Genomic DNA, 17379 nt, shown 5'->3' with positions numbered 1-17379 from the left:
CGACGTCATGCCCGATGAGCGCAGCTCGCACAGTTCTCTTCACGGCATCGTCGAGGCCGTCGCGGGGACCCCGGAAGCGCCTTCACCGACGCGGTGATCCGTCTGCTGGTCGGCACTCCTCTGCGCTCTGACGACCGGCTGACGATCAAGTCCCTCGCCCAGGGGGCGGGGCTCAAGCGCAACAAGCTCACCCACCAGCACACCGGCCTGAACGGCCTGTTCTACGCCCTGGTGCGGATGCAGGACAGGCGGCCGATTTCGTGCCAGACCCGACGTTCAGCGCGGAGTGGTGGCCTGCACGGGATGGAGGTCCATAGGCCGAGAGATGTTCCGGTGCGATGGCGGGCGCGGCCGGTGAATGCCGGCGGCGCCCTCGCGGAGCACGCGGTCTGCTGCTGAAGTTCCCGGGGCGGAACGTAGCGAGCCCATCGGTGCCGCAAGGATCGGACAGCCCAGGATGCGGCACCTGTTCATGTGCCGCTGCTGTTCCCGCCCGCCTTTGGCGGGCAGGGTGCGCAGTCCACGCGCCCGTAGGTGCGGGCCCGGCTCGGTTTCCCTTCGCGGATGCCTCAGCCGACGGGCGCGTGACGGCGTGCTCCTCGATGAGATCCTTCGGGACGCCACGACCGTATGGCCAGGAGAGTGGAAGGATCGGTGCCATGGGCACCGAGAAGGGCTGGATGTACCGGGTCGACGAGCCGCACGGCTCGCAGGGCTGGCGCCCTTACAGCGGCCATCCCGAGCGGTGGCGGGGGACCATCATCACCGATGATCCCAAAGAAACCGCCGAGTACGTCGCCGCCCTCGTCGTCACCGACCTGGTGACCGAGTGGGAGGTGCGCGGCACCGGACAGAGGCACGTGCGCGTGATCGTCTGGAAGAGCGAGGAAGGCGACGGCCCCGAGGACGCGGCCTTCACCGTGGAGATCCAGCCCGACATCGATGCAGTGTGACCGATCCGGCCGCACGGGACGGGCTTGGCATGGTAAAGCCTTCGCACGTGGCCAGGCCCGCGCGAAGACTCCGAGGGCAAAACAGTCCCCGGTAGTGCTGCGCGTGTCCTGAAGCTTCAGTCGTCACTGTTGCCTCGGTGTCGCGCCGGCTTGCCGGGGGCCTGAGCCACATCCTGTCCAAGTCACTCCGCCGACTAGACGTCCTCACCGACTTTGTGACTCTTTCGGTGTTGTGGCCTATTAATAACGATGCACGAGATATGTGGCGAGTCAATAGGGTTTAGGTAAATTCTCCATCATTCGGTGAGTGAAAGCGCTGTGGCACCGCATGGACGGCCGCCCAGGCGAACGCAGCCGGATCCCTGTACTGGCCGATCCAGTTCACCAACACCAACACCAACACCAACAGCTGCGCGGCTATCCCGCTCCACACCCCCGCCCCCCTACGGGTCTGCTCGCGCATCTTCACCATCAGCCCCATGACAACAGGAGTTCCCGGTCGCCGTCGCCGGGCTCCCGATCGCCAGGCCATTCGTGAGCGGCGAAGACGGCGGTGAGGAAGCCACCGGGGCTTCGACGTCCTCAGGCGTCGTGGATGATGTGTTCAGTCCGCGTCGGGTTCTGCAAGCGTGTAGCCGTACAGCAGGATCAGTTTGATCGTTTCCAGGGCCAGCAGGCGGTCCGTCTGCTGTTCCTCGTGGGTGAGGTCGGCATACGGGACCAGCAGGGGGTGGGTGCGTCTGCGGTCGCTGCGGCGGGGGCCGTGGCGCCAGCCCTCCGCCAGGCGCCGGCGCGCCCAGTTGTCGTGCGCGTGCTCCGCGAGGACCTCGATCAGCGCGTGCAGGCTCTCGGGGACCTCCACGCCGTCGGTCTTCGCCGGAGCGGGCTGCCAGCTCCCGGTCGCGGAACGGGTTTTCCTGCGGCCACGGAACGTCATCCGGCCCTCCTCGGCGGGGTCGGCCACGCCAGCCGGATCGCCTCGACGATCAGTGTGGCGGCGGCGTCGGCGGCGTACGCCTTCCACGGTTTGTCTTCATCCGGCCGCAGGGAGCCCACCCGTACCCCGGCACTGGCTGTGCCCGCTACCCCGCACACCAGCGAGACGGGCACGTGAGTACGCCCGGCGCGGCGGACCTGGGTGATGGCGCGTGCCGCGTTCGATCCGTCGAGTTCCACCGCGGCCAGCTCGGGCCAGGCGGCGAGCAGCGGGCGCAGCGCCGGGTCGCCGGTGCCGCCGGCAGGTGCGTCGCCCGAGGCGACGGCGCCCACCCGGATGCCGGGGCCGCCCTTGCGGGAGGGCGTGGCGGGCAGCCGTTCGTGCACCTTCGCCGCCCAGGAGGCGTGGTTGGGGCGCATGCTCTCCCCCAGGGCCGATATCCCCTCGTGCGCCAGGTGGCTGCAGTCGGGACGGGGCAGGCAGGCCTGATCGAGTTCGTCGTGCGTGTAGCCGTGGACCCGGCTGGAGATCACGACGTCGCCCGGGCGAGGTCCGCATCCAGGGCGCAGCACACGCCGACGAAGACCACCGCCTCCGGCTGGTATTCCTCGATCGTGGCGGCGATGGCGCCGCCCACACCGTCGGGCCCGCCGCAGGGCTCGGCCACCACCAGTTCGTAGCCGCTGCTGCGGCCGACCGCCTCGATGCCGACGTGCAGCCAGCTGCATCCCGTGCCGTGCCGTATGGTCTCCACGCGCGCCCCCGGGCTTCCACGTGCCGACGCAGCGCCTGGTGGGCCTCGGGCAGCAGGCTGATCACGGCGATGTCGGCGCGCCGCTCGGTGGGGGCGATCATCCGCAACTCCTTCGAGGACGACGCGCGGTGGGGCCGTGCGGCGGTACGCGGACTGGGCGCGGGCCTGGTCTCGGTGCTGCTGTACTTCGCCTGGCAGCTGCTGAGCGTGCCCGCGCTCCTGAACGACCTCGACGTACGCCGCCTGCTGTTCTTCACCATCCCCCTCGGCTTCACGGCAGGTTTCACCTTCGACCTGGTCTTCGAACGCCTGCGCCAGGGCACGGCGGGCCCACCGCCCGTACGGCCGCCGGACCCGCTGGCGCCGGGCACAGGGCCGCCCACAGGCCGGGACTGAAGCACACGCCGCCAGGCGCCCTCCTGCTACGGGCCTGCTGTGCGTCGGCCGGCGCGGTGAGAAGGCCGGGCAGCAGTTCCCCACCCCCATCGCTTCCAGAAAACGGGCCATGCCAGGCAGCCTGAGGAACACCACTGACAATGCCCTTGGTCGAAGCCGGCATCGTCGATGCCGTACGCGGCCGGCTTCGGCGCATGGTGTCCGTCGAGAATGGCGGTTGCCCGCACTTCGGGCGCGGCGAGGAGCCGGACGCCCCTCCACCTTCGAGTGCCGGTCCACCGCCGACAGCCCTGGCCCGCGCTGTCACCTGCCGGGCTCCGCCGGCGCGCTGGGCCGGGAAGCGGTGCGAGCCTTCGAAGCGGAGCACGACATTGTTCTGCCCGAGCCTTACCGGACCTTCCTCGCCCAGATGAAGCGATCCGGGTCTGATGGAGGCTCCGGCCTGTCTCATCTCCCCTCGGCGTATGTCACACCTTGGGCAGGTTGTCTGTCATAAGGGCAAAAGCAGGCGCGAGCCTACTGACCCAAGGAGCGCAGTGATGACCAAGCCCGTTCTTGAGCCCGCGGCGCAGGAGCTTGCGGATGCGACGGCCAACCCGCCGTTCCTGTATGAGCTCGGCCCCGAGGGTGCCCGCAAGGTCCTGGACGACCTGCAGGCAGAGCCGGTGCAGAAGCTGGATGTGCAGGAGAAGTGGATCACGGTGCCCGCCGACGTCGGCGATGTGCAGGTACGTATCGTCAAGCCCGTCGATGTCGAGGGCACCCTGCCGGTCGTCCTCTACGTGCACGGCGGCGGCTGGGTCCTCGGTAACGCCGGCACTCATGACCGTCTGGTGCGCGAGCTGGCCGTCGGGGCGAATGCCGCCGTCGTGTTCGTCGAGTACGACCGTTCGCCGGAGGCCAAGTACCCGGTCGCCATCGAGCAGGCGTACGCGACTGCTCAATGGATCACTGCGAAGGGTGCCGAGGAAGGTCTGGACGCTTCACGTCTGGCGGTGGCCGGCGATTCCGTCGGCGGCAACATGACCGCGGCACTGGCCATCATGGCCAAGCAGCGCGGCGACGTGACCTTCGTGCACCAGTCGCTGTACTACCCCGTCACGGACGCGGCCCAGGACACCGAGAGCTACCGGGAGTTCGCGGACGGGCCCTTCCTCACGGCGAAGGGCATGGCCTGGTTCTGGGACTGCTACACCACCGATCCCGCCCAGCGGGCGGAGATCACCGCCTCGCCGCTGCGGGCGAGCCTGGAGGAGTTGGAGGGCCTGCCGCCCGCGTTCGTCATCGTCGACGAGAACGACGTGCTGCGGGACGAGGGTGAGGCCTACGCCCGCAAGCTGACCCAGGCCGGTGTTCCCACCACGAGCATCCGCTACAACGGCATCCTGCACGACTTCATGATGCTCAACCCCCTCCGGCCCACGCAGGCCACAACTGCTGCGATGGAGCAGGCCATTCATACCCTGCGCATCGTCCTCCGCAGCAACTGAACGTACTGCGCTGCTCAGCCCAGCCGCGGCACCTGACGGACCCGCAGCAACGAAGCTGTTCACCACCTCGGCCGCTCGTGCGCGTGGACCTCGCAGCCCAGAACAACGATCATCCACTTCCTCCACTTTTCACCACCCCACAGGCAGATAAGCACTGTGGACAAGCCGGTCAGTGCGGTCGCTCGGCACTCTGCCAACCCGCACAGGGACCGTAGAACCCGATCGATTCACTGAGCCGACCCTCGGCCGCAGCCCGCTCCCGGCAAGGCGGGACGTGTTCCCGCTTGCCGCTCACGGTCTGCCTCTCCATGACTTGCGGCAACCAACTGCCGCAATGCGGTCAGGTCCACCTGTACGGACATGACCGAAACCCCTGCCTCGAAAGGGCTTTTCATGCATCGTCATTCGCGAATTCGGCGTGCCCGCACGCCTCTCGCGCTCATGGCCTCGGCGACGGTCGCCACCGCCATCCTTGCCACGACGGTTGGCTCGGCAAGCGCCGCCAAGAGCACCACCCCCGAGCGCACCACCTCAGAGGGCAAGCCGACCGTGGTGCTCGTGCACGGCGCGTTCGCCGACTCCTCCAGCTGGAACGGCGTCATCAAGAGGCTGAAGGAGGACGGCTACCCGGTGGTGACCGCGGCCAACCACCTGCGCAGTCTGAGCAGCGACGCCGCCTCCGTCAGGAGCGTGGTGGACAGCATCGAGGGGCCGGTGGTTCTCGTCGGGCACTCCTACGGCGGAGCGGTGATCAGCAATGCTGCCCACGGCGCCGACAACGTCAAGGCACTGGTGGTCGCCGACGGCTTCCTGCTCGAAAAGGGCGAGAACTCCAATGAACTGGTGAGCAAGTTCCCGGGCAGCGTCATCAACGATGTTCTGCGGCCCATCCCGATCACCAAGCCTGACGGCTCCCAGGACGTCGACCTCTACATCGACCAGGCCAAGTTCCCCCAGGTGTTCGGTGCGGATGTCCCCGAGGACACCGCTGAGCTGATGGCGGTCACCCAGCGTCCGGGGACCGGCACTGCCCTCAACGAACCTGCTGGTGATCCTGCCTGGAAGACCATCCCTACCTGGGCCCTGGTGGGCACCAATGACAAGATCATCCCCCGGGATGCTCAGGTCTACATGGCCAAGCGCGCCAATGCCCAGATCAAGGAGATCAAGTCCTCCCACGCGGTGAGCGTGTCCCACCCGGACGCCGTCACCGACATCATCGAGAAGGCGGCCCAGGCGGTCGACTGACCGGCACACTCAGCAGGGCGGGGCGGCGAAGGTGCCGCCCCGCCCGTTCGCCGTCAGCTGCCACCAGTCTCCTTTGAGCGTCCGCGGTCGGCGTGCGGCTCGGACGGCCGCTCAGGTCCGACCGTGGTTCTCATCCGACCTCCTCGCGTCTGACCGCGAAGCAACAAGTGCGGGTCGGGGATGCCGAGTCATCCGCCCAAGGGGCGACGCCGCAGGTCGCGAGGCGAGGGAGACATGGCGCGGAGCTCCATGGGGTGTGCCCGGTGAGAAGCACTGCCGGCGTGCGACGCCGACAGGCCGGTCTTCGACCCGTGGCGTACAAGCTGAAGCTGTGGGAGGCCATCAGGCGCGGCTTGGTGGCGCCGTATCAGGTGGTGTCCGGACATCCGCGATCCGGAGCTGTACGCCGTGCTCGCGGTGGAGTCAGCCGGCTCGGACTTCGTGCGCGGGGCGCGCCTGGCAGCGCGGCGGACGGGTTCGTCGACTGCGGTGGCCAGGGAGCGGCTGCGGCGCATCCTGACCTTCCACAGCCACGTCAGGTAAGCCGAGGCCAGGGCCGCGGGGGTGCCTGGTGTGGGGGCGCAGCCGGCGGAGGAGGATTGGGGGGAGTTCGCGCCGGCGGGGCGGTGTGGGCGGACTGGCTGTACGGCGAGCACACGCCCTTGTATCGGCGCCGGGTCCTGGATGAGTTCGCCTCGGATTTCATCGATGGCGATGAGGCGGTCGGTGACCTGGACCGTGGCCGCGTCCGGCCCGTCCCAGGTCTCCGGCTTGGCGAAGCGGAACTCCTTGCCGTGCTTCGGAGGCCGCCCGCCCTGCGGCGGCGAGATCCACAGCACCGGGACGGGCTTGCGCATCATCCGGTCCGACCGCATTCGCCCTGGAACTGAGCGAGGCTGAGGCCGCGCCGACCGCGTGGGCGGAGATTCCGACGCTCAGCCACGGGTGAAAGCGTCGATCACCCTTTCAGCCCTCTGCCTTGTGGCGAAGTCCGTCCGAGGGCGCCAGCGACACAAAGTGCGTCGAAGGCGTGTCCAACGCCGCCGCGAAGCCGCCCCGTGAAGTCGGTGGGCTCGCCTCAGGTACTCGCCGATCAGGGCCTGAGGTGCGGGGGAGGTCTAGTTCGGCCCAGACGACCTTGCCGCCTGGCGTCGAGCGGGAGCCCCATCTGCGGGACAGCTTGGCGACGAGGAAGAGGCTGCGGCCGTTCTCGTCCGTGGGGCGGGGGCGACGCGGCCGCGGGACGAAGGCCTCGGTGTCGGACACTTCGACGGTCAGGACTTGGTGCCGGACGAGCCGCAGCCCGATCTGGCCGGTGCCGTGGCGCAGGGCATTGGTGGCGAGTTCGCTGACGATCAGTTTTGTGGCGTTCTCAAGACCTTCCAGTCCCCACTCCGTCAGTTGGCATGCTGCAAGGTTGCGGGCGCTGCGGACGGCGTCCTGGTCAGCGGGCAGTGTCCAGGAGGCCACCCGGCTCGGGCTGAGGGAGCGGGTCCGGACGAGGAGGAGCGTGACGTCGTCGCACGGCGCCTGGTCAGGAAGGGTCTGCGTTGCGATGTCGCAGCGTTCTTCCAAGGATCGGCCCGGCTGTGCGAGGGCGCTGCCCAGTCGGCGCATTCCCTCTTCGATGTCATGGCCGCGGGTCTCGATCAGGCCGTCGGTGTAGAGGGCGAGCACGCTTCCTTCGGCCAGTTCCAGTTCCACGGACTCGAACGGGTCCCCCAGGCCGACACCCAGGGGGGCTCCGGTGGGAAGGTCGAGGTACGTGACCCGGTCTTCCGGGTCGATGATCGCGGGCGGGGGGTGCCCGGCCGATGCCATGGTGCACCGGCGGGTGGCGGGATCGTAGACGGCGTACAGACAGGTGGCGCCCGACACCGCGGAGATCTCGTCCGGGAGATCGCAGTCTTCCTCGGCCAGTCGTTGAACCGTGTCGTCGAGGTGACTCAGCAGTTCGTCGGGGGGCAGTTCCATGCTGGCGAGGGTGTGGACGGCGGTGCGGAGCCTGCCCATGGTCGCGGCGGCGTGCAGGCCGTGCCCGACCACGTCGCCGACGACGAGCGCCACCCGGGCGCCGGACAGCGGGATCACGTCGAACCAGTCGCCGCCGACGCAGTGGTCCACGTCCGCGGGCAGGTAGCGCGACGCCACCTCGATCGCCGTGCCGCCTCTCAGCCGGCGGGGCAGCAGACTGCGTTGCAGCGCGAGGGCGGCGGTGTGCTTGCGAGCGTACTGACGGGCGTTGTCCAACGACTGCGCGGCCCGGTTGACGAGCTCTTCGGCCAGGAGCAGATCGGCCTCATGGAACGGCACGGGATCCTCTGTGCGGACGAACAGCGCCATGCCCAGCAGGGCGCGCCGTGTACGGATGGGTACGACCATGATCGAGTGCATGCCGCTCTCGCGGACCCTGTGCGCCAGTGCCGGTACCTCGTCGACCCATGTGCCCGAAGCGGTGTCCAGGACCGGCTCCAGGCGAGACTGCCCGGCATGCAGGGCGGCGGTAAAGGGTGAGGTGGGAGGCACGTTGATCGGCTCACCGCGCACCCAGGGGGACTCCGGGACGCCCTGGCGGATCGAGGCCAGGCCTGCCCGCCGGAAAGCGGGGAGGCGCTTGCCCGTCGCGCCGATGCGGACCGGGGGCCCCTCCCCGAACGAGACCGACTGCTCCAGGTCCACGGCGACGTAGTCGGCGACCAGCGGTACGGCGACGTCGGCCAGCTCCTGGCTGACCTGCATCACATCCAGCGTGCTGCCCAGACGCGCACTGGCCTGGCCGAGGACGGCGAGGCGCTCACGCGTCTGCCGGTTCGCGGTGACGTCGGCGCTGATGACGCACACCCCCAGCGCTGCGCCGTCGGCGCCCTGGAGGCACTGGAACGAAGCCGCGAACTGGTGCTCCGGGCCCTGGCTCGTCGGCAGATACGTCCGGTACTCGTGGATCTTGGTCGCACCGTTCTGGAGGACCTGCCGCATCACCGCCTCCAGTGTCTCGGCATGGGGACGGGGCCGTACATCGGTATGTCGACGCCCGAGCCGCCGGGCACCGGGAAGGCCGTCGTGGCTCTCAGCGACGTCGTTGACGAAGGTGCACCGCAGCTGCCGGTCACGAATGACGACACCGATCGGCTCGCGGGCGAGGAGGGGCCCCCTCACCGATCCGTCCGTCCCGTCCTCGGACAGCGGGCCGGTGCCGGTCATGGACGCGAGCCATCGCGCTGTTCCGTCCTGACCGCGCAGCATCGTGAGCCGCAGACCGACGTCGAGTACACGGCCGTCCCGGTGGCGCAGCGCCTGGGCCCCCGGCCAGCCGTTCTCGGTACGGCACTGCTCGACGAAGGCCGATGTCGTCGCGGCTTCCTCGAAGGCCGGCAGGACGAGCGCGGCGGACCGTCCCACGACGTCCCCGGCGGAGTATCCGACAAGCCGTTCGGCGGTCTGGGTCCACCCGGCGACAATCCCCTGCTCATCGAGCAGCGCGATTGCCGTGTCGGATATGTCAGACGCGTTCAACTGCTTGCCGAGTGTCACTGCGCCGAGGCTGGTCATGGTCATCGAGTGCTCTCCTCGGGTGTCTGGGAGGGCCGGCGACCTGAGGCTCAGATGTCGATTTGCCCCTCTTGTTGCATGCATGACCAGATCAGACCCGGCTTTGTGACAGGGGCAGGCCAGCCAGCGACGCCGTCAGGACGGACAGTGCACATCGTTCGGCTCCAGCTCACGTGGTGACGCAGAGCAGTTGCACTCACCGGCCGTAATGCCAGCGGGTGAAGCCGTCCGGATGCGGTTCAGACGACGAACGGCATGGCGTGCCCACGTTCACATCGTCACTCCCAGCGGCACGGGGGGGGGGCGCCGGCCCGTCCCGCGATTCATCACAGAGTGTTACTGCCGGACACGGACCGGAGCCAATCGTTCGGCGCAACTCCCGATCATGGAAGGTGCATCGATGACCAGGGAGAGCGTGGCCGGGCACGAGGCCGGCGAGTCGGCAGCGGCTGTGCCCGCGAAGGCCGTGGACGGCGTGGAGGAGATGGTCATCTCGCTGGTCTGAGAGGTCGGGATCTGACATGCCGTCCCCCATGGTGCCCCCGGCACCGCGCTCAGCCCGGTCCGGGCGCTCACGGCAGGCGTGCCCGCGAGCCTCGCAAGGCTCTGACGGCCTCCCTCGTCCACGAGTACGGATGTCACACCCGGCCAGGGTGGGCGGTCATGTCTTGACGACAGCAACAGCCACCCGCCGTACAAGTCGGCGGTGGCCCATGACGCATATCCACAAGGACACATCGTGACCACTGGGCCCGCATTGACGAGCGGAACCAACCTCCGCTCGCTACTGAGGTGCGCGATGGTCGCCGCTGCAGTTCCCACCGCCCGCCTCGTGCTTCGGCGGCCTGCCGGGCAGATGCCGCGACCAACTCGACAGGCTTTCCTCACTCAGGCCGTTCCCCTCCGCATCGGTCAGGCTCGCGCTCAAGGCCGACGGCTACTTCGTCGGACAGATCAATGGAAACGGGCACTGGGGCGCTGTGGGCGATCCCTGGAGTATTTCCCCCACATCGGCCGTGTCGGAGTTGCCTTCATATTCGGCAAGGACATGGTGCGTTCCGGCAACACAGAGACCCGCCGTCCACGCATCGCTGACCGGTCACGCCCACTCCCACACACCAGCCGACTGTGGAACGCGAACGCGTTCCACAGCCCTGAGCTCAATGCACAGGAGCGCCTCATGTCCTACCACGAGCACACCGACCACCAGTACGCCAAGCACATCCGTGCCGGCGCCCCTGCGGCCTTCAAGGCATTCGTGGCCTGGGACGCACAGGTTATGCGTGGCAGTGACAAGGTCATTCCGCCGAAGTACACCGAACTGATGGCCGTGGCCGTGGCACTGACCACCCAATGCCCGTACTGCATCGAGGCACATACCAAGTCCGCACACGCCGCAGGCGCAACCCAGCAGGAACTGGCCGAGACCGTCATGGTCGCGGCAGCGCTGCGCGCAGGCGGAAGCTACGCCCACGGCTTCATGGCGATGAAGTTCTTCGACCAGGCCGAGAGCGGCGACACCCCTGACGCGTAAATACAAAACTGCGGCCGAGGCTGCGCCTGTCGGCTGCCACCTGCGGATACGGTTGGTGGCGCCGCTGACAGTTCATTTCTGTGTACCCAAATCGAGGGAGTTCTTCGATGGTTGATGGGCCGATTCTGGTACTTGCCGCGACCGGCGGACAGGGTAAGGCCGTGACCGACGCGCTGTTGGGTCGCGGCGCCGAGGTGCGGGCGATGGTACGGAATCCCGAGCACAAGGCTGCGCGCCAACTGGCCAATCAGGGCGTCGACGTTGTGGCGGGTTCCTTGAGTGATCGCGGATCCCTCGCCGCAGCGATGGACGGGGTCGCGGGAGTCTTCGCCTACACCACGCCCTTCGAGGCCGGCGCGGATGCCGAGGTGGCCCAGGGGCAGGCAATCCTGGCTGCCGCCGGCGAGAAGCGCGTACCTCATTTGGTGTTCAGCTCGGTGGCCGGGGCTGACCAGCAGAGCGGCGTACCGCATTTCGACAGCAAGGCCCGCATCGAAGCCGTACTGGCCTCCGGCGATGTGCCTCATACGATCCTGGGGCCGACGTACTTCTTCGACAACGCCCTCGGCGGAACGGAACGCATCCTCAGCGGGGTGCTTGACCTGCCGCTCCCCTCCGACAGGCCGTTGCAGCAGCTTGCCCGCACCGACCATGGCGCGTTTGCGGCCGGGGTGCTGCTCAACCCCGCCCCCTACCTGGGGCAGCGTATCGAGCTGGCCAGCGATGCCCCCACCCCCGCCCAGATGGCAGCCGCACTGAGCGCGTCCTTGGGGCGGGCAGTCCGGCACGAGTACGTACCGCTGGAGGCGATCGGCAACCCCGACATGCACGCGATGTGGGCGTTCCTCAACGGACCTGGATACCGCGTCGACATCCCAGCTCTGCATACGGCTCATCCGGAAATCGCCTGGACCAGCTTCGCCGACTGGACGCAACAGGCGTTCGCCACCACCCACTGAGCCCGAGGCGCTCACCCATCAGAGCCGGGGCCTCCGGCCGCGCACACCACAAGACACACTGCATCGCGGCGATATTGCGACGGGATTTCACAATGACAACCTCGCGCTTTCATGAAGCGGACTGTCCGACAGGTGGTCAGCGAAGCTGAGAAGTGCCTATCGGCTCGCACCGACAGCGCCGGAGGCACGAAAGCGTTCCTGCACCACATACATGTCCTGCGCTCGCCCGGGATGCGCGCCTGCTTTTCCGTCGGACACCCCGTCACCGAGCTGGTCCGCCGTGCGATCCGGGCCCTGCTCGAGCAGGTCTGGTACCCCGCGCTGGAACAGGGCGGCTCCTTGCGTCACGGTGCGCAGGTCGCCGAGCCGACCGGCATGGTCGGCCTGGACGGCCACCCGGACGGCACCCGGACGGCACCCGGACCACCGTGCGGCACGAATGCCCGCCCCCGGGCGCCCAGTTGCCGTTGTTGGACCTGGCCGAGGGAATGTGTCACGAGGTCTTCCTCACCGACGCCTTCCTTTCGCGCCGCAGGTGTCCAAGGGAAAGGCTCGCCGAGGCGCTGAACGGAACGTTCAAGGCCGAGCTGATCGAGATGCAGGGTCCCTGTTGCTGTTGCTTGCCGGTGAGGCAATTTTCTTTGCCGAGTGTCACATTTTCCGGGACCTCTCGGTCTAGAAGTCGGAGATCGGGACGCCGGGACAGAGGGGCGGTGGAGACTCGTGGTGAACGCGGCAAAAGAATCAGGCTTGGCGCTGTCACGTCGGCTTACGGCCGAGTCGAACCGGCCTGGGCGGTACGGGAGTCGACGACTGCATCCAACCGGCGAAGGCCGGCGACGTGTCCGTCGTCGGCCTGTCCTCTTCTGGGCTTCGGCCAACGGCCGTCGCCCAACGCCTCGGCAGAGTCGAGGGGGTAACCGGCCTCAGCGGTGGGGCAGTGCGGAAGAGCCGCCGTTCTGGTACGTCATCCCGACCGTGGACGACGACATCCCGGCCGTCGCACCCCGTCGCATCCGGCGATGAAGTCGCGCCTCGCCTCGTCCTTCGACAGATCATGACCGGCCATCGGCCCCCCTGCTAAGGAGCACACTGATGCAACCCGACACCATCGTCCTCGTCCACGGCTTTTGGGTGACGCCGCGGGCCTGGGAGGACTGGATCGCCCACTACGAGAACAAGGGCTTCCGTGTCATAGCGCCGCCGTACCCCGGATTCGAGGCGGAGGTCGTCTCCCTCAACGCCGACCCGACCCCGATCGAGACTGTGACCGTTCCGGCGATCATCTCCAGCCTTGAGAAGCTGATCACGGGGCTGAACCGGCCCCCCATAGTGATGGGGCACTCCGCCGGCGGCGCTTTCACCCAGATCCTCCTGGATCGCGGCCTCGGCGCCGCCGGAGTGGCGATCAACTCCGCCCCCGTCGAGGGCGTGCCGGTCGTACCGCTGTCCCAGGTCCGGTCCCTCTTCCCCGTCCTGAAGAACCCGGCCAACCGGCACCGCGCCGTCGGACTGGACTTCGACCAATGGCGCTACGCCTTTGCGAACACGTTTCCCGAGAACCAGGCCCGCGCCACATACGAGCGCTACCACATCCCCGCACCAGGCAACATCGTATGGAGCAGCGCGCTGGCCAACCTTCACCCCGGCCACACTGACACCTACGTGGACTTCCACAACGCCGGCCGGGCGCCCCTCCTGTTCCTCTCCGGCGAGGACGACCACCTCATGCCGCCTAAGGTCCAGCTGTCCAACGCCAAGCACTACAAGGCGGAGGGCACCACGACCGAGGTCAAGGTGTTTCCCGGCCGCTCCCACCTGATGGCCGTCCAGGACGGCTGGCAGGAGATCGCCGACTACGCCCTCGACTGGGCGCTCGCCCACTCCTGAGCCGTGCCCCCTACGCGGTCAGGACGGCATTTGTCCGTCCCGAGCGCTGGAAGGGAGCTCCCGCATGGGCGATATCTGTATCACCTGCAGCGCAGGCCGACCACGCCGATCGAGACTCCGCCAGCATGCTGTCCGGATGTGATCGGGAAGCGAAAGTGCCTTCTGAACTGGGAAGACGAGGCTTGTCGAAGGTCTCTGTCGTCACAGCAGGGAGGCACTTTCTGCATGCACACCACCGGATCACGCCGCAGGCTCGTTGTCTCGGCCGACGGTCGCGGGGTGGTCAACCACGCCGGATCCCGCCTGCTGGCCGATGTCGCAGATGCCACCGGCCTGACCGGCGTCTTCAGTGACGCGCTGCGCCGGCTTCGGCCCCGCGGCACCGGGCACGACCCGGGCCGGGTCGCGACCGATCTGGCAGTCATGCTCGCCGACGGCGGCGAGAGCATCACCGGCCTGGCTCTGCTGCGACGACCGGTTGAGTCCGGGTGATTCCTTGACGTCCGCGGCCCGGACGTCGGCGCCGCTGATGGTGGCGATACGCGCTCCGATCATGCCGAGCCGCCGAGGCCGATGACGCCGACTCTCACGCCGGGCCCCCGCGCCCCTGAGCGAGGACGGCACGGTAGGAAGTCACCCCGGCTCCGTGGCCACCGCAGCCGCGAGGTCGTCCACCCCGTCCGGCACCGTGACCAGCTCGTCGGCGAAGGCCAGCACCCGCTCGGCGTATCCACCATCACGCCCGGATCCCGGCCCGGCCGGCCCTGCAAGCTCCCCGCTTTCGGCCCGGGGCCCGGGTGCGCTGATGGTGCCGCAGATCTCGTGGCCCAGGGTCATCGGAGTGAACGGCAGGTGGGCTCCGCCGCTCCGGATGTGGCTGACATCGGTATGGCACAGGCCCGCCGCCGTGACATCGACGACGACCTGCTGATCTGCCGTATGCGGGTCCGGGGCCTCGCGCCAGGCCGACCCTTCCGAAGCGGTGAATCGCCGTGCGTGCAAAACCTTCAGCTCCTTTTCAAGCCCAGGGCCTCGCCGATCGAGGCCCTGGGGTGCGCGGTCTCTTCGATGACCTGCCGGAATCAGACGCGGGTCGCCTGGAGGGACAGATCCCACAGGCGAGCGGCGGCGTCTTCATCGAGGGCGTGAGGAGCGACCCCCTTGTCGGGGGACTGGCTGACCACGGCCTCGTTGCAGTCCTCGAAGTAGCGACCAGAAATGCCGTCGATGACGGGTGAAGCAGCGAGCAGGACGGAGGTGGCCGCCCCCTGCTCGTCGGTCTTCCAGTCGGCGGCGTCGAACACGGCCTGGATCTCGGGGGTCATTTCGATGTGCCGGTGAAGGTTGGTGCGGATGCTTCCCGGGTGCAGCGAGTTGACCAGGATGCCGTCGTTGGCCCAGCGTCGGCCGGCCTCGAGCGCCATGAGGATGTTCGCGGTCTTCGACTGTCCGTAGGCCGACCACCCGTCGTAGGGCCGGCGCTCGAAGTTAATGTCGTCGAACACCACCGGCGAGGCGTGGTGACCGCCCGAGCCGACCGAGACGACAGGGGCGCCTCCTGCGGCGGCGAGGGCGTCGTGCAGGCCGGCGGTCAGGGCGAAGTGCCCGAGGTGGTTGGTGGCGAACTGCAGTTCCCACCCCTCGGAACTGAGCTGCAGCGTCGGCAGGTTCATCACGCCGGCGTTGTTGACCAGGATGTCCAGCGGTCCGTCCCAGGCGTCGACGAACGCGGCTACCGAGGCCCGGTCGGCGAGTTCGAGGGAGGCGACGTGCACGTCGCCGTTGCCCGTCTTGGCGGTGATCTCGTCGGCCGCCTCGCGTCCGGCCTTCTCGTTGCGGACGGCGAGGGTGACGTGGGCGCCGGCGCCAGGATGCGGCTGGCTCTCGCATGGTGAGAGTTGGACCTCACCAGCGATCAGAGCGAGGCGTCGTCGGTGAGCGAAGGCATGGCGCACGGACGCAGGACCATGAGCGAGCCTTCCAAGGTCGCCACCATGGCAAAGGGGAACCGGTCGACCTCAAGACAGAGTGCAACGTCATCGGGATGGACTCCTTGCCGCACGCCCTCCGCCAGTTCGGCGGCGGCGCGCGACTCGGCAGCGCGGCGGAGGAACTCAGCAGCATCCGTCCCAGCCTCGGTGGCCCTCCGAGCGATGTACTGAGCACACGCCAGATCTTCATCGGCCTGCCCATCGTCGCCAGTGACCACGAACGTGACACTGTCACTCTTGCGTGTCCGCAAGAGCTGAGCCGTTGCCTCCGCCACCACGAAGCTGGCGCACAGCACCAGCGGCGCCTCCTTGACCGCAAGGGCGCCGACTGTCCCTGCCGTGGTTTTCTGCACAACGGTCCGTCCGCCGAGGTCAACAGACCGCAGCAGGCCCGGCGAGTTGACGGTGTCGAACCCGGGCGCGGGCGGACCGTCTTTGAGCGCCACCCAATCCGGGTGGCGAGCCTTGAGCGCCAGGGCTTCGTCCAACGACTCAGCAAGAACGATCTTTTCCGCCCCCTGGGCAAAGGCCCAGGCAGCCACGGTGAAAGCACGCATGACGTCGACCACGACCGCCACGGACGGGGCTTCGACCAGATCAACGATGCCAAGGAAACGAGCTCCATTCCGATCATGATCGCGCATGCCCGACCCGAGCTACCCAGAGAGTGATGACCGCGGTCCCCGCCGACAACAACCCGCAGGAGAAGGCAGGGCAGGAGGCTCTCCACCCGCGCTACGAGTGGCGGCTGCAGGAGCTGATGGCTGTCCGCAAGAACTGGTACAGCTCAGTTCCGGACCGCACGGGGAGTCCCCCGCTGTCGACCGGTGACGGACGCACGCTTCAGTGCGAGGTGGATCCGATGGATGGGACAGAGCCGACGGTGCTGAACTACGCACAGGCGCCGACCAGGAAGGTGACCGCCGCCAACGGAATCGACTACGCCTGTCGCACCCGTGTTGGCGTAGATGCGCCCGTAGGTCATCAAGTACAGCTGAGGATTGAACAGTTGTCGGTAAAGCCTCTCCAGAGGCAATCCCTTTCACCACGCTTGCGGATGACGTCCAGCACCGCTTCGGCGCTCTGCATTACGCATGCCCCGTAGGCGATCCCGTGGTACGTCTTCGTGGTACGTCCGGGTGCGCACTTTCACCACTGGAGACTGGGCTTGAAGCAGTTCAGCCTTGGCCATATCGCGCGGGTCTTGCGGCACATCGGCCTGGACACCTCCGGCCGGCCACCGCTTCCCTGGCATGCTCTTGTCCCCTCGCGCTTTCGCGTCCAGGTGCAGTTCTCCCGCACATGGCTTTCCGACATCGTTCACCAGCTGGCGTGCGCCGTCGCCCTGCGTACGGTTCCGGTGAGGCGGTAGACCCCGAGCCGGGTGATCCACCCGCGAGTGAAGTCGTGGACCGAAGCGGCCGTGACGATGACCCTTCGGGCGGCGCTCCGCACGGAGCGCGGTCCGGCCGGAGCGCACCAGGGGTGGCGGACGAGGGTGCTGTGACGACGTCTGTGCCGGAAGTTGTCGGCCGGCGGCTACCGGGTTCGTGACCGTGCGGTGACCGCAGTGTCGATACAACGTTTGTCCGGTACAGCGATCTTGCCGGACTGCCGATTTCGAGAAGTGGTGAGACACGACGACGGCTCACGCGGCCTCGGCAACGTACCAGCGCCC

The 17379-nt window shown here is 68.0% G+C and carries 16 protein-coding genes and 3 pseudogenes; 11 read left to right on the top strand and 8 right to left on the bottom strand.

Going from position 1 to position 17379, the window contains the following annotated elements; translation table 11 throughout:
* The first annotated feature begins 93 nt into the window (after window positions 1–93).
* Both ACFV7R_RS31035 and ACFV7R_RS31030 read left to right on the top strand, forming a co-directional pair.
* Window positions 94–399, top strand: a complete 306-nt coding sequence (locus ACFV7R_RS31035; RefSeq protein WP_385269355.1) for a hypothetical protein — start codon at window positions 94–96, stop codon at window positions 397–399.
* Between the two features lie 260 nt (window positions 400–659).
* Entirely contained in the window at window positions 660–953 is a 294-nt protein-coding gene (locus tag ACFV7R_RS31030; RefSeq protein ID WP_385269353.1) for a hypothetical protein, read from the top strand.
* Between the two features lie 604 nt (window positions 954–1557).
* Here the strand turns inward: ACFV7R_RS31030 and ACFV7R_RS31025 are convergent.
* From ACFV7R_RS31025 to ACFV7R_RS31015, 3 genes are read right to left on the bottom strand one after another with little or no spacing between them, the layout of a single operon-like run.
* Window positions 1558–1890, bottom strand: coding sequence for a RyR domain-containing protein (locus ACFV7R_RS31025; protein ID WP_385269351.1), 333 nt, complete (start codon window positions 1888–1890; stop codon window positions 1558–1560).
* Window positions 1887–2423: a hypothetical protein gene (locus ACFV7R_RS31020; protein ID WP_385269349.1), complete on the bottom strand. Its 537-nt coding sequence runs from the start codon at window positions 2421–2423 to the stop codon at window positions 1887–1889. The genes ACFV7R_RS31025 and ACFV7R_RS31020 overlap by 4 nt, the downstream gene beginning before the upstream one ends.
* The gene (locus ACFV7R_RS31015; protein WP_385269347.1) at window positions 2420–2644 is read right to left on the bottom strand and encodes a hypothetical protein; all 225 of its coding nucleotides are present in this window, start codon (window positions 2642–2644) and stop codon (window positions 2420–2422) included. Before ACFV7R_RS31015 ends, ACFV7R_RS31020 begins: the two co-directional genes overlap by 4 nt.
* Before the next feature lie 69 nt (window positions 2645–2713).
* On the opposite strand from ACFV7R_RS31015, the gene ACFV7R_RS31010 reads away from it, so the two are divergent.
* The 4 genes and pseudogenes from ACFV7R_RS31010 (at window position 2714) to ACFV7R_RS30995 (ending at window position 5778) form a co-directional block, all read left to right on the top strand.
* Window positions 2714–3040, top strand: coding sequence for a hypothetical protein (locus ACFV7R_RS31010; RefSeq protein ID WP_385269345.1), 327 nt, complete (start codon window positions 2714–2716; stop codon window positions 3038–3040).
* A gap of 328 nt (window positions 3041–3368) precedes the next feature.
* Window positions 3369–3452: pseudogene (locus ACFV7R_RS31005) on the top strand (SMI1/KNR4 family protein); the annotation flags it as partial.
* Between the two features lie 127 nt (window positions 3453–3579).
* Window positions 3580–4530, top strand: coding sequence for an alpha/beta hydrolase (locus ACFV7R_RS31000; protein WP_385269344.1), 951 nt, complete (start codon window positions 3580–3582; stop codon window positions 4528–4530).
* Window positions 4531–4971: 441 nt separating this feature from the next.
* Entirely contained in the window at window positions 4972–5778 is an 807-nt protein-coding gene (locus ACFV7R_RS30995) for an alpha/beta fold hydrolase (protein WP_385269342.1), read from the top strand.
* 719 nt (window positions 5779–6497) lie between these two features.
* On the opposite strand, the pseudogene ACFV7R_RS30990 reads toward ACFV7R_RS30995, so the two are convergent.
* Window positions 6498–6674: pseudogene (locus ACFV7R_RS30990) on the bottom strand (transposase); the annotation flags it as partial.
* A gap of 70 nt (window positions 6675–6744) precedes the next feature.
* Window positions 6745–9333 (bottom strand): SpoIIE family protein phosphatase, encoded by a 2589-nt coding sequence (locus ACFV7R_RS30985; RefSeq protein ID WP_385269340.1) that lies wholly within the window; start codon window positions 9331–9333, stop codon window positions 6745–6747.
* Window positions 9334–10507: 1174 nt separating this feature from the next.
* Here ACFV7R_RS30985 and ACFV7R_RS30980 point away from each other — a divergent pair.
* The 4 genes and pseudogenes from ACFV7R_RS30980 to ACFV7R_RS30965 form a co-directional block, all read left to right on the top strand.
* Complete coding sequence (locus ACFV7R_RS30980; RefSeq protein ID WP_129798189.1) at window positions 10508–10861, top strand: carboxymuconolactone decarboxylase family protein; 354 nt, start codon at window positions 10508–10510, stop codon at window positions 10859–10861.
* A gap of 107 nt (window positions 10862–10968) precedes the next feature.
* Entirely contained in the window at window positions 10969–11820 is an 852-nt protein-coding gene (locus tag ACFV7R_RS30975; RefSeq protein ID WP_385269338.1) for an NmrA/HSCARG family protein, read from the top strand.
* Window positions 11821–12915: 1095 nt separating this feature from the next.
* The gene (locus ACFV7R_RS30970; RefSeq protein ID WP_385269336.1) at window positions 12916–13710 is read left to right on the top strand and encodes an alpha/beta hydrolase; all 795 of its coding nucleotides are present in this window, start codon (window positions 12916–12918) and stop codon (window positions 13708–13710) included.
* Window positions 13711–13935: 225 nt separating this feature from the next.
* Window positions 13936–14181: pseudogene (locus ACFV7R_RS30965) on the top strand (IS1380 family transposase); the annotation flags it as partial.
* Between the two features lie 162 nt (window positions 14182–14343).
* On the opposite strand, the gene ACFV7R_RS30960 reads toward ACFV7R_RS30965, so the two are convergent.
* The 3 genes from ACFV7R_RS30960 to ACFV7R_RS30950 form a co-directional block, all read right to left on the bottom strand.
* Window positions 14344–14712 carry an alcohol dehydrogenase catalytic domain-containing protein gene (locus tag ACFV7R_RS30960; protein WP_385269334.1) on the bottom strand — a complete coding sequence of 123 codons (369 nt, stop codon included), beginning with the start codon at window positions 14710–14712 and terminating at the stop codon, window positions 14344–14346.
* 80 nt (window positions 14713–14792) lie between these two features.
* Window positions 14793–15665, bottom strand: coding sequence for an SDR family NAD(P)-dependent oxidoreductase (locus ACFV7R_RS30955; protein WP_385269332.1), 873 nt, complete (start codon window positions 15663–15665; stop codon window positions 14793–14795).
* On the bottom strand, window positions 15626–16345 hold the full coding sequence (locus tag ACFV7R_RS30950; protein ID WP_385269330.1) for a 2-phosphosulfolactate phosphatase: 720 nt from the start codon (window positions 16343–16345) through the stop codon (window positions 15626–15628). The genes ACFV7R_RS30955 and ACFV7R_RS30950 overlap by 40 nt, the downstream gene beginning before the upstream one ends.
* A gap of 26 nt (window positions 16346–16371) precedes the next feature.
* Between ACFV7R_RS30950 and ACFV7R_RS30945 the strand changes: the two genes are divergently transcribed.
* A complete protein-coding gene (locus ACFV7R_RS30945) occupies window positions 16372–16806 on the top strand; it encodes a hypothetical protein (protein ID WP_385269328.1) in 435 nt (144 codons plus the stop codon).
* The last annotated feature ends 573 nt before the right edge of the window (window positions 16807–17379 follow it).

This window comes from Streptomyces sp. NPDC059866 (genome assembly GCF_042731325.1).
Classification (GTDB): Bacteria; Actinomycetota; Actinomycetes; order Streptomycetales; family Streptomycetaceae; genus Streptomyces; species Streptomyces flavusporus.
Note: the sequence above shows the minus strand (reverse complement) of the source record. Positions and strands in the feature narration are given on the sequence as shown.

Coding starts and splice junctions, on each gene's coding strand:
- ACFV7R_RS30985 (WP_385269340.1), bottom strand. CDS start 9,333: ATGACCATGACCAGCCTCGGCGCAGTGACACTCGGCAAGCAGTTGAAC.
- ACFV7R_RS31025 (WP_385269351.1), bottom strand. CDS start 1,890: ATGACGTTCCGTGGCCGCAGGAAAACCCGTTCCGCGACCGGGAGCTGG.
- ACFV7R_RS30970 (WP_385269336.1), top strand. CDS start 12,916: ATGCAACCCGACACCATCGTCCTCGTCCACGGCTTTTGGGTGACGCCG.
- ACFV7R_RS30945 (WP_385269328.1), top strand. CDS start 16,372: ATGACCGCGGTCCCCGCCGACAACAACCCGCAGGAGAAGGCAGGGCAG.
- ACFV7R_RS30950 (WP_385269330.1), bottom strand. CDS start 16,345: ATGCGCGATCATGATCGGAATGGAGCTCGTTTCCTTGGCATCGTTGAT.
- ACFV7R_RS30980 (WP_129798189.1), top strand. CDS start 10,508: ATGTCCTACCACGAGCACACCGACCACCAGTACGCCAAGCACATCCGT.
- ACFV7R_RS31000 (WP_385269344.1), top strand. CDS start 3,580: ATGACCAAGCCCGTTCTTGAGCCCGCGGCGCAGGAGCTTGCGGATGCG.
- ACFV7R_RS30995 (WP_385269342.1), top strand. CDS start 4,972: ATGGCCTCGGCGACGGTCGCCACCGCCATCCTTGCCACGACGGTTGGC.
- ACFV7R_RS31030 (WP_385269353.1), top strand. CDS start 660: ATGGGCACCGAGAAGGGCTGGATGTACCGGGTCGACGAGCCGCACGGC.
- ACFV7R_RS30975 (WP_385269338.1), top strand. CDS start 10,969: ATGGTTGATGGGCCGATTCTGGTACTTGCCGCGACCGGCGGACAGGGT.
- ACFV7R_RS31010 (WP_385269345.1), top strand. CDS start 2,714: ATGTCGGCGCGCCGCTCGGTGGGGGCGATCATCCGCAACTCCTTCGAG.